The sequence below is a fragment of the Spirosoma sp. 209 genome, assembly GCF_002006735.1.
Taxonomy (GTDB): Bacteria; Bacteroidota; Bacteroidia; order Cytophagales; family Spirosomataceae; genus Spirosoma; species Spirosoma sordidisoli.
In genome coordinates, this window is record NZ_MVEC01000009.1 from 343,035 (window position 1) to 354,424 (window position 11,390).

An 11,390-nucleotide genomic window follows, 5' to 3' on the forward strand; every position below is an offset into this window, starting at 1 on the left:
TCAGAACCGAAACTGTCAGAAAAACATCCACCAGATCCGCATCCAGTCGGCGCGGGTAATGACTGCCAGGAAGAAGATATAAATGCCTATGTAGACCGGTATCGCCAGCAGGTAAGGCTGGTAAACGCGGTTATGAAACCGCTCGTAGAGCAACAGGCCAAACATGATCACCAGGCCCAGCAGGGGACCCGGCAAGCCCAGCCGCCCCAAAGCCGGGTTGATAAAGGGCAGAGCGGTCAGCACCATGTAGCGGGCGTGGTAACTGACTTTATGACGGTAATAAATGGCCAGTCCGTAGGTTAGGCCAAAAAAAGAAAGGTCAGCCATGGCGATCATATTGGTATCGAAACTACCCGGTACAAAGGGCCGCATAAACACCTGACGCATCAGAATGACAATAGACAGCACCATGAGCGGAACCAGCCCATACGATAACCGACCCAGCTTCCGATGCCATGCAAACTGCCCGCGCCGAATCAGAATAGGCTGGGCAACCAGCACACCTATCCAGAGCAGCACCATAACCGCATGGAAATGCATCGCGAGGGAGAGGCCCTCAAAACGGGGGAAGAGACCGAAATAGGTACGGTAAAACCCCACGAAGACCATCAGCAGAATGGCCAGAAATAGATAGTAGCTGTTTTTATAAATCGTTTCCATGGTCCTGATCATGTTGATGGCTTATTAGTCGCGGGTTTAAGGCTACCCGGCAACAGACTGGCCCTCGACCAACCAATGCAGGTGCCTGTCTTACAAGGCCATACACCCCTATCCACAAACCGGGGCCTCCCCCAGGCAACCGCCACACCCGGAAACAAAAAAAGCCCGCTACTAGGGCGGGCCTCTTTTCATCATATAACCTCCTTACTGCTTCTTTTCGGGCAGGAGCACAAAGCGGGCGTAGTTGCTACTCAGGTACTGGTTGGCAGCCGCTTTCGTACTTTCAACGGTGACCTTGTTGAGCTGCTCGTTTTCGCGCAGGATTTCGGTGGGGTCGTCGTTGTTGTAGTACTGCGTTTGCAGGTAGCCGAGCCAGAACTGGTTGTCTTTGAGCTGCACCTCCGTTTCGCGCCGGGTTTCGGCTTTGAACTTGGCAATGTCGGCCGGAACGGCTCCTTTTTGCTTGAGATCATTGATCAGCTCCTGCGTTTTGGCAATCAGCTTCTCTACGTTCTCGGGCGCACAGCCGAAACTGATCCGGAAGGTATAGCGCGGCACGGGGTATCGGCTGTAGCCAGCTCCCGCTCCTACGCCGTATACGCCACTCTCCTCTTCGCGCAGTTTCTCGGTCAGTTTGATCTCCAGCACTTCGGCCAGGGCGTCGAGCTGCGTCGTGGTTTCCGGCGACCAGGTCAGGTCTCCGCTATAGACCAGCTGAACGCTGGCTTTGGGGTCGAGGCCGCGGTATACGGTTTTGCTGATCTGTCCCGCCGGAATCCGGATGCCGAGGTCTTTGAACTTCTCCGTTGCGCTGGTAGCCGGTAAGCCGCCGAGGTATTTCTCGATGAGCGGCTTCAGGGTCGCTTCCTTGAAATTACCGACAAAGTAGAACGTAAAATCGCCGGCATTGGCAAAGCGCTCCTGGTAAATTTTCAGCGCCCGGTCCAGATCGATCTGGTCGAGGTCGGCCGGTTTGAGCGGCTGTCGACGCGGATTGTTGCTTCCCAGCGTGACCGACACCGTATCCTGAAACACCCGGGCCGGGGTTGGCGTGCTGATCTGATTTTGCAGGGCACTGCGCTGGTTGGAGAGGAAACCGGCTACCACCTCGGGGTCTTTACGGGGCTGGGTAAAATAGCTGTATACGAGCTGGAGAGCCGTTTCGAGGTCTTTGGGAGCCGCGCTGCCGTTGATACCTTCGCTCAGCTCGCCCACGTACGGAAAAGCGCTGGCCTGCTTCCCCGACAGAAACTTACCCAGCTGCACCTGGCTGTAGGCGCCCGTACCGCCCAGGCTGGCCAGCGTACTCGAAAACCGCGCCGACTGGTAATCTTTGAGGTCATAGAGCGACGTACCGCCAAAGCTGGTACCGGCAAACAGTATCTGGTCGTTTTTGAAGTTGGTCGGCTTCAGTACCACCCGCACGCCGTTACGCAGCGTCCATTCGGTCACGCCAATTTCTTTGATCTCGCGGGCGTTGGCTACCGGCGAGGGGGTCGGGGGCGTTGGCACCAGGGGCGCGTCGAGGGTTTTATCTTCGTAGGCCGTCAGGTTTTTGCCCGTATCGTCGACGTAGCTGATGATCTGGGCCACCGTGGGCAACTTGTCTTTGTCTTTTTCAGGCGCCATCACGATAACGGCCCGGTTCTCGTTGCGGATAAACTGATCGACGAGGGCGTTTACTTCCTGAAGCGTGATGCCGGCCTGCTGCTTTTTCAGGAAATCGAAGTAAAACTCGATGCTGGTATACGGCTCTTTGTCGGTGAAGTTCTGTACGTATTCGTTCACGAAACTGGACGAGCGGGTTTTGTCACGCTCGCTATAGCTCTGCTCCACGTTCGTGTAGAACTCCTGCTTGGCGCGGGCCAGCTCGGTTGGGGTAAAGCCAAACTGCTTCACCCGGGCGTTCTCGTCGAGTACGGCCCGGATGGCCCGCTCAACGTTCCCTTCTTTCGCGACGGCGATGGACGTAAAGGCGTCGATATTGCCGATAAAATCGCTGTAGTTGCTGTAGCCTCCCAGAAACGGCGGGTTCGCCTGCTGGGTCAGCTCCTGAATCCGGTTGCCCAGCATGGTGTTGAACAGGCCCCGCTTGATGCTCTCGCGCAGGTCGTTGAGGGTGCGCTCTTTGATCTCGGGCCGTTTATAAATGACCTGAACCACCGTATTGGGCTGCTCGGGGTCGGTAACAATCACCACTTTGGTATCCTTATGGGGCGGCACGTCGTATTCGGTGCGCGGTTTTGGCGATTGTATGGCCGGAATCCGGCCAAACTTTTCCCGAATCATGGTTTCGACTTCCGTTGGATTGAAATCGCCCACGGCAACGACCGCCATCAGATCGGGCCGGTACCAGTCTTTATAAAACTGCCGCAGCACTTCGGGCTTGAAGGTAGTCAGCACCTCTTCGGTACCGATCGGCAGGCGGCTGGCGTAGCGGGAGTTGTTGAGCAATACCGGAAAATACTTGTCGCGCAGGCGCTGGCCAGCCCCGCGGCCCAGCCGTCGTTCCTCCAGAATAACCCCGCGTTCTTTCTCTACCTCGGCCGGGTCGATGGTGACGTTATGGGCCCAGTCTTCCAGAATCTGGAACGCCCGCTCAAACAGCCGCGCCGAATCGGTCGGTACGGGCAGCTGATAAACCGTTTCGTCGAAGCCCGTATAGGCGTTCAGATCGGCCCCAAACCGAACCCCCGCCGACTGAAGAAAATTAACCAGCTCGTTTTTAGGGAAGTTTTTGGTGCCGTTAAAGGCCATGTGCTCCATGAAGTGGGCCAGGCCCTGCTGGTTATCCGTTTCCAGCACCGAGCCCGCCCGGATCACCAGCCGCAGCTCGGCCCGGTTTTTGGGTTCGGCATTCTTGCGGATGTAATAGGTCAGGCCGTTGGGCAACCGGCCTACTTTCACCCCCGGATCGACCGGGATCGGGCTGTTGAGCGAGACGCCACCCGCGGGTCCCGGCGCTGACCGGGGTGTTTTCTTGGATTGTGGGGTTTTTACCGGCGATTGCGCCAGCACCAGGGTTGCGCTGAGCAGCAGGCTCAGGCATAAATAAGCACGTACCATTCGGTCGTTGATGGTTGGTTAGGGGGTTTGTAACGCCATGTGGATGAATAACGATACAGGCCGACGAAACGTTTATCGCGCCGAATCAACCACCGGCCTGCCACCACAGACGCCCATATCCATACCAGCCGGGCTGGCGATATTACACTTTGATGATGATCTGTTTCCGGTACATCCACCACAGAATCCCGAACCAGATCAGCACAAACGTAAGCGCCCCGGCCAGCGACGCGTTGATGGGATCGGCAAAAGCGGGAACGATGAACGATCGGTAGAGGTATTCGCGCAGGTTGACGTCGGTACCGTCGGGGCGGCTTAGGTGAATCAGGCTCATGATCCGCGGAATCAACCCCGACAGGAAGAAGACCGTAATAGCGTTGACGCCGAACGCAACGAACGGCAATACACCCCGCCGGTATTGTTTCACATCGATCAGCCAGTAGCAGAGCGCCAGCCCAAGCATGGCCAGTCCGCCCGCCAGCAACACATATGACGAGGTCCACAGGGCTTTGTTGATCGGGAAAAAGCCGTTCCAGACCAGGCCAGCCAGGGTAGCCAGGCAGCCCGCAGCAAACAGCCACGCTACTTTTTCGGTAGCCGCCCGCCCGCTCCGCAGCCACTGCCCCACCAGCAGACCAATCGTACCGGTGCCGATGGCCGGCAGCGTGCTCAGGATGCCTTCGGGGTCCCAGACCCGGGCGGGCTTATAGACGTGGGCGGGAGTCAGCACAATCCGGTCGATCCAGGCCGCCAGGTTGGTTTCGGGCTCGAGGTTCGCATAGCCAATGCCCGGCACGGGAACCACCGTCAGCAGCAGCCAGTACCCGACCAGGATCGAGAACAGGATCCAGAGCTGCTGCCGGGGAGTGGTTTTCAGGAATAGCATGGAGCAAGCGAGGTACACCAGCGCAATCCGCTGTAAAACGCCCGGAATACGAACGGTCGAGATATCGAATTTCGGGAAGAAATTAAGAAACAGGCCCAGCAGGAACAGGGTAGCGCTTCGTTTCACGATCTTCTGCATGACGCCCCCCTGCCGGGCGTCGGTCCGGCCCAGGGCAAACGTGATCGACACGCCCACGATGAACAGAAAGAACGGAAAAATCAGATCGGTAGGCGTCCAGCCATGCCAGGGTGCATGTTCGAGCGGAGCGTAGATATGGGCCCAGTCGCCGGGGTTGTTGACCAGAATCATGGCCGCTACGGTCAGGCCCCGAAAGGCATCTAACGACAGAAGACGAGGGGCGGCCTGGAGGGGCTCCAGTCCATCCCGAACCGGAGCGGAAGCAGTTTGCATAGGTATAACGATCAGGTAGCACGAAGATACGACAAAACTTCCGTCCGGGGTCGGCGGCCTGTTCTGCCTTCGTTACCGATACCTGATCATCATAGCCGGGCGGTGCGGCCATACCAGCCGCGACTCAGGCTGAACGGTCAGGGCTTTTCCATGATCCAGTCGAACCCTTCGCGTCGCCATACCCGGCGAAAGAAAAGCCGATAGACCAACCACGCGCCGACCACACAAACCAGTAACAGCAGTATGCTGATGTCTGAGCTGATCGGAATATGCATCTGATGCAGCAGCCACGTAATTGACGAATAGACCGCAAAGGCCGATACAAGGCAGATTGACCCTACGGCAAGCGTATACACAAGAGCTAGAAGTACAATCATTGACAGACGTTTTCGAAAAAACCTCACCCGGGATCGAATGTTTAACCAATCCGACACAGTAAAGACTACTCAGTTACTAAACTAATTGCTTTTTGTAAGATAGTCAGAAAAAATATACTTGTTCAGGCAAAAACTTTCGACAATTTTTTCTCCAGATCGGTTTCCAGCTTGGTTAGTCCTTCGCTGTTGGGCAGGTAGGTGAGCGCGCGGTGGTGGCGGAGGTCGAATGGAATATCGCTAACTGATTGAGTGATAGGAATAACAATCTTGCCCAGCGTATGCGCGACCCCGGTTTCGTAGAACACGTTTGGGTTCCGGTCGGTGAAGTCGGTGATCACGGCCCGGCTCGTGAAAATCAGATCGAATACGTCCTGAATCAAAATGCTGTTGTCCCAGATGTCATCGGCCCGCCGACAGTCGATTCCCAGACGCGCGCAGACGTTTCGGATGGCCGTATAGGTGCCCGCAAAACGCCCTTCAAACGGCATCATCACCGACAGCATGTTCGACTCGACGGGCTTGTCGGGAATGCTGAACACATCGGGCGCAAACGTGACCACCCGCTCGGGCTGCCGCGTCTGGACCGTCGATACAAAGGCCGAAGCGACCGGCGCGTACCGGCTCAGGCTGGCTTTCCGGCTGTCGACGTACCGCTCCAGCTCGGTCAGGTTGCTGGTTCCTTCGCCAATCAGCTTCGACAGCACCTGCAGGCTGTTCCCGTCATAATCGTCGTCCCGAAAGTCCAGACTCCGCAGCAGGCGCGGGTGATCTTCGATCAGGTCGACATTATCGGTCAGGTAAGCCACCCGGAACCAGTCGGCCTTGGTAAAATAAGCCCGGACAAACTCATGCAGGGCAAAAAGGCGGGCCGTTCGTTGTTTTGTTTCTCTCGTCATTGCGTCAGCGTTAGGGTCGGAAAAAGCGGGGTTGATGAAGGCTATAATACAACTATTATATAATGACGCAATTATATCTAAATTTTATATCATAACGTATGTATTTATGAATTTTAATAACAAAGAAGCCAGCGAATGTCCCTTTTGCCTTTCGCAAAGGCACTAAACCGGGCCTAAACAAACGAGCCGCCCCTGGTTCAGGAGCGGCTCGTTTGTTACTGGAGTCTTGTCAGCGCTTAGAAATGCCAGCGGACAAACGCTTCCATCGCTTCGTATTCGGCCAGGCCGAGTCGGTTGTAGAGGCCAGCCGTAGCGCGGTTACGCTCTTCGGCGCGCTGCCAAAACTCGCGCGAGTCGGTACCCTGGTAGACCACGCCATCTTTCTGCGACTGGTGTTTGAAGATACCCAGGCGCTTTTTCATAACCTGATCGGGCGACATCGGTACGGCCATTTCGATCTCGTGGATATCCCACTCGGCCCAGGCGCCCCGATAGAGCCATACCCAGCAGTCGGCCATAAACGCTTTGTTCTTCAACCGACGAACGGCTTCGAGAACGGCGTCCAGACAAACCTTGTGCGTACCGTGCGGATCGGCCAGGTCACCCGCAGCGTAGATCTGATGCGGCTTGATCTCTTCGATCAGCGCCATCGTGATCTGAATATCTTCTTCGCTGAGTGGCTTCTTGGCCACTTTACCCGTTTCGTAGAACGGCATGTTCATGAAGTGCGCGTTCTCGACCGGGATACCCACAAACCGGCAGGTCGACTTGGCCTCGCCCTTGCGGATCAGCCCTTTCACGTAGCGTACCTCGGCGGTATCCATCTCGGAATCTTTCTTATCGCGCAGCGACGCGGCTGCATCCTTGAAGATCCGGTGTGCTTCGGGGCTGTTGATCCCGAATTTATCGTTGAAATCGACCACGTAATCGGCAAACCGCAGCGCTTCGTCATCAGCCACGGCGATGTTACCCGATGTCTGGTAGCCAATGTGGACTTCGTGGCCCTGGTCAACGAGCCGCTGGAACGTACCGCCCATCGAGATAATATCATCGTCGGGGTGGGGGCTGAAAATCAGGCAGCGTTTCTGAGCCGGTAAAGCCCGCTCGGGCCGGTTGGTATCGTCGGCATTGGGTTTGCCGCCCGGCCAGCCCGTGATGGTATGCTGAAGCTGGTTGAAAATATCGATGTTGATGTCATACGCCTGACCCGACTGGGCCAGCAGGTCGCTCATCCCGTTGTCGTTGTAGTCGCGGTCGGTCAGCTTCAGAATGGGTTTGCCCAGCGCCAGCGACAGGTAGGTGACGGCCTTTTTGCGCATCTTGTTATCCCAAACGACCGAGTCGACCAGCCAGGGCGTCTTCATGCGGGTCAGCTCCGACGCGGCAGCCTCGTCGATGACGAACAGCGCGTTGGGATGGGTTTGCAGGTAGGAGGCCGGATTGAGTTCGGTTACCAGGCCTTCAACGGCGCCACGGATAACGGGTGCCTTGCGTTCACCCCACGCCAGCAGTACCACCCGCCGGGCGCTCAGGATGCTGGCAACCCCCATCGTGATGGCTTTACGCGGGGTCTTGGGCAGACCACCAAAATCGCCCGACGCTGCCGCCCGGGTCGAGTTGTCGAGCATCATCAGGCGGGTGTGCGAGTTGATGAGCGAGCCGGGTTCGTTGAAGCCGATATGGCCGTTACCGCCAATACCCAGCAGCTGGAAATCGAGTCCGCCGGCGGCTTCGATCTGAGCTTCGTACTGTTTGGCAAACTCGGCCACCTTATCCGGACCAACGGTTCCGTCGGGCACGTGGTAGTTGTTGGCCGGTATGTCGACATGGTCGAAGAGCTGCTCCCGCATGAACCGCCAGTAGCTTTGCAGCGAATCGGGTTCCATGGGGTAATACTCATCGAGGTTGAACGTGACTACGTTCCGGAAACTCAGGCCTTCTTCGCGGTGCATCCGAACCAGTTCGGCATATACCGTTTTGGGCGACGAGCCCGTTGCCAGACCCAGTATAGCGGGTTTGCCTTCGCTTTGCTTCTGCCGGATCAGGTCGGCAATTTCATGCGCCACGGCCCGGCTGGCATCTTTGGCATCGGCGTAAATGTGCGTCGGAATTTTTTCGTACGTAATTGCCGACTGTAAAGGAGCTCCGGGGATTTGTCCGTCCGGATTGTCGAGTAGTGTTGACTCCGTAATCATGCGCTGCGCGGAGGGTTAGTAAGACAGCACAAAGGTCAAAAAAATTTGAGTAGTTTTTTGAGAGAACCGAATATTTTTAAATTTTTTACAAATACTAGCCCCTTAGCAGCGAGCTAATTATTGACGCGCCAGCCGATCGGCCTGCGCGGCCGTTTCGAGCGACTCCAGGCCATTCTCTTCCGAGATGATGCGGTGCGTATCGGGGTATTTGATGCCGCTGACCTGATCGCGGAACATGAGCCGGAGCAGTTCGGAGTACAGGTGCTGTTTTTCCTGCTCGAAACCGAATCGGATTTCTACCTGCTGATACGCATCGAACGTTTTGAACCGGCCGCGCAGGGGTTTGTCCTTGCCCGAAATATTGGCCGTTACGTTCAGCTGCGCCCCCGGAAACAGCGTCATCAGCTCGCGGCTGGTTTCTTCGTCGACAACCGCCCGCAGCACCATCCGGGTCGGCACCCATTCGTGCAGGGTAATATCGCCCCGCTCAAACAGCAGCCGCATCTCCTGCCGGTCCATGCGCCCGGTCTGCGTAAAGCCGTGGTAGAAATTGACCAGTTTCCGGCCGATCGTATCGTCGCCGTACTGAACGGTAGCCTGTACCTGGTCTTCGAGGTCGGAGAGGCCGGGCCGTTTGATCACCTGCGATGCCACAACGGTGCCTTTACCGAGCCAGCCCGCAAACAGATCGAAGAAATGAACACCATGTTCAATAAAAATACCGCCCGACTTGCTGCGGTCCCAGAACCAGTGCTCGGGCGCGAGGCCTTCGTCGCCGGCGTAGTTTTCGAAATAGCCGTGCAGGAAATCGCCGAGCAGGTTTTTATCGATCAAGTGTTTGATGCGGGCATACATCGGGTTGTAGCGCTGCATCAGGTTTGTCACCATCAGCACGCCCTTTTGCCGGGCGGCTTCGATCATGGCCCGGCCTTCTTCGGGATTCATGGCCAGGGGTTTCTCGCAGATGACGTGCTTCCCGGCGTTGATGGCCAGCATTGCCTGTTCGTAATGCATGAACGGCGGGGTAGCGATATACACCACGTCGACATCGGGGTGGTTGACCAGCGCGTCGAGGCTGTCGAGCATATCGGCACCAAACCGGCGGGCCGTGCGGTGGGCTTCGTCGCGGCTCGACCCGGCAATAGCCACCAGCCGGGTGTTGGGGGTTTGCAGAAACTGCTGAACGGCAAACAGCCCGAAGCCGCCCATGCCGATGACACCAATACCTAATTCACGATCAGTCGATGCAGCGTTTGCCGGTGCGGTTGTATTCATAGCGTATGGGTTGTATCCGTAAGAAACAACCGCCAGCCGCCCATTGTGTTAGAAAACCTTAGCGCAGCGGCCGGGTCCAGTAGACCATCGGCTTGGGCGTCGACTCGGTTTCGTCCAGGTCGGGCCAGTGAAAAACGCTGCGTAAGGCGGGGTCGCGCTGATAGCCCCGTTTGGTCCAGAATGCATCGAGAGGCTGGTAACCGGCCGGACGCAGGGGGTGGTCAGACGGCCGCTCAACGGCGCAGAAGCAGGTGAGCCGGTAGGTACCGAACCGCCGGGCGTGGGCTTCGCGCTCGTCGAAGAACCGATGCCCCAGCCCCCGCCCCCGGAAGTCGGGCAACAGAATACTCTCGCCAAAGTAAAACACCTCATCGAGAGCGTAGCCGGCCTGCCGAAAGGGGGCCTGTACCTCGTCGGTCTCGTCGGTCAGCGGCAGGGCGGTGGTAGCGCCTACCATCCGGTCGTCGGCATAGGCCGCAAACAGCAGCGAGCGCTGACTCTGCATGTAGGTCTCGAGGTACTTCTTCTCGTAGTCGGGAGTGCCTTCGTAGAGGTACGGGAAATCACGGAATACGGTAATCCGCAAATTGGCCAGTTCGGTCAGTACGGTGCGGATGGCGGGGCCGTAGATCCGGCTGAAGGTGAGCGTAGCGGGCATGGGGCCTAGTTTTTACCCAACACCAGCGACTCCCAGAGGGGCAGGTTGTAATAGGTCGTTACGCGGCTGATGAGTCCGTCGGTAAGTTCCAGAAAGGCCCCGGCCGGCAGCACGTAGGTTTGCCCGGTAGCAGCCGGCAGATCGCCGTCGGTTTTTTTGTAAACGCCGTTGACAACAAATTCGCAGGCAGCCCGGCGCCCGGTAGGCTCGGTCATTACGACGATGTCGGTCAGCGTTTCATCGTAGCATTCATCCATATGCTGCAAAAACTGCTCGAACAGCGCTTTTCCGACATGGGTTGAGCCCTGGTTGGCATCGTGGCGCACGTCGGGATGCAGCAGGTTCAGCATGGCGGTCCAGTCTTTCCGGTTAAACGCGTCGTAGTAGGCAGTAACGGTCTCGTTGGCGGTCATAGTTTCTGACGTTGAGCCGCAAAGATAGGGAGCCGCGTGGCTCAGCGAACAATACCGCGCTTAGCCAGCCACTCCTTTACGGCAGGTCCGGTACCGAAGGGCCAGGGTTTCAGCTCGTTGATGGGCACCAGCTTAATGGCTTGCAGTTCGGTTTCGTCCATGCGGATGGTACCGGTAGCCCGAACGTGATAGGTGAAAATAATTTCGTTGCGCTGAAAGAAGGGGTAGATCCCCAGAAACTCCACAATACGGGCGTCGGTCAGGCCAATCTCTTCTTCGATCTCGCGCAGGATGGCTTCGGCGGGGGCTTCGTCCCGCTCCAGAAAGCCCGTTACGATGCCGAACCACTCGGCGGGCCAGCCAATGTTCTGCGTCAGCACCACCGTGTCGTTATCATACTCGACAATGGCACCCACGACGGGCAGCGGATTATCGTAATAAATGTAGCCACAGGGTTTGGAGCAGATCAGGCGTTCGCGCCCGCTGGCCTCCCCTTTCACGAGCGGGCTGGCACACTGCGGGCAGTAGTTCATCTTGGGCATAAACCGATAAC

Annotated in this window: 10 protein-coding genes; all 10 read right to left on the reverse strand. The window is 57.2% G+C overall.

The features are described from left to right. Nucleotides 1-15 precede the first annotated feature (15 nt). The 10 genes from B1C80_RS16755 to B1C80_RS16800 all read right to left on the reverse strand — a co-directional run bounded on the left by B1C80_RS16755 (nucleotide 16) and on the right by B1C80_RS16800 (nucleotide 11,379). Nucleotides 16-660 carry a hypothetical protein gene (locus tag B1C80_RS16755; RefSeq protein ID WP_077922332.1) on the reverse strand — a complete coding sequence of 215 codons (645 nt, stop codon included), beginning with the start codon at nucleotides 658-660 and terminating at the stop codon, nucleotides 16-18. A 204-nt stretch (nucleotides 661-864) separates the two neighbouring features. Further along, on the reverse strand, nucleotides 865-3,726 hold the full coding sequence (locus B1C80_RS16760) for a pitrilysin family protein (protein ID WP_077922333.1): 2,862 nt from the start codon (nucleotides 3,724-3,726) through the stop codon (nucleotides 865-867). Between the two features lie 142 nt (nucleotides 3,727-3,868). Further along, nucleotides 3,869-5,023 (reverse strand): acyltransferase family protein, encoded by a 1,155-nt coding sequence (locus B1C80_RS16765; protein ID WP_077922334.1) that lies wholly within the window; start codon nucleotides 5,021-5,023, stop codon nucleotides 3,869-3,871. Nucleotides 5,024-5,160: 137 nt separating this feature from the next. Continuing rightward, on the reverse strand, nucleotides 5,161-5,400 hold the full coding sequence (locus B1C80_RS16770; RefSeq protein WP_077922335.1) for a hypothetical protein: 240 nt from the start codon (nucleotides 5,398-5,400) through the stop codon (nucleotides 5,161-5,163). A gap of 122 nt (nucleotides 5,401-5,522) precedes the next feature. After that, nucleotides 5,523-6,296, reverse strand: coding sequence for a hypothetical protein (locus B1C80_RS16775; protein WP_077922336.1), 774 nt, complete (start codon nucleotides 6,294-6,296; stop codon nucleotides 5,523-5,525). Between the two features lie 236 nt (nucleotides 6,297-6,532). Next, the gene (gene nagB / locus B1C80_RS16780) at nucleotides 6,533-8,491 is read right to left on the reverse strand and encodes a glucosamine-6-phosphate deaminase (protein WP_077922337.1); all 1,959 of its coding nucleotides are present in this window, start codon (nucleotides 8,489-8,491) and stop codon (nucleotides 6,533-6,535) included. Between the two features lie 117 nt (nucleotides 8,492-8,608). Then, on the reverse strand, nucleotides 8,609-9,766 hold the full coding sequence (locus B1C80_RS16785; RefSeq protein ID WP_077922338.1) for a Gfo/Idh/MocA family protein: 1,158 nt from the start codon (nucleotides 9,764-9,766) through the stop codon (nucleotides 8,609-8,611). Between the two features lie 58 nt (nucleotides 9,767-9,824). After that, entirely contained in the window at nucleotides 9,825-10,424 is a 600-nt protein-coding gene (locus B1C80_RS16790; RefSeq protein ID WP_077922339.1) for a GNAT family N-acetyltransferase, read from the reverse strand. Nucleotides 10,425-10,429: 5 nt separating this feature from the next. Then, on the reverse strand, nucleotides 10,430-10,837 hold the full coding sequence (locus tag B1C80_RS16795) for a ketosteroid isomerase-related protein (RefSeq protein ID WP_077922340.1): 408 nt from the start codon (nucleotides 10,835-10,837) through the stop codon (nucleotides 10,430-10,432). A 41-nt stretch (nucleotides 10,838-10,878) separates the two neighbouring features. Further along, on the reverse strand, nucleotides 10,879-11,379 hold the full coding sequence (locus B1C80_RS16800; protein ID WP_077922341.1) for an NUDIX domain-containing protein: 501 nt from the start codon (nucleotides 11,377-11,379) through the stop codon (nucleotides 10,879-10,881). Nucleotides 11,380-11,390 lie beyond the last annotated feature (11 nt).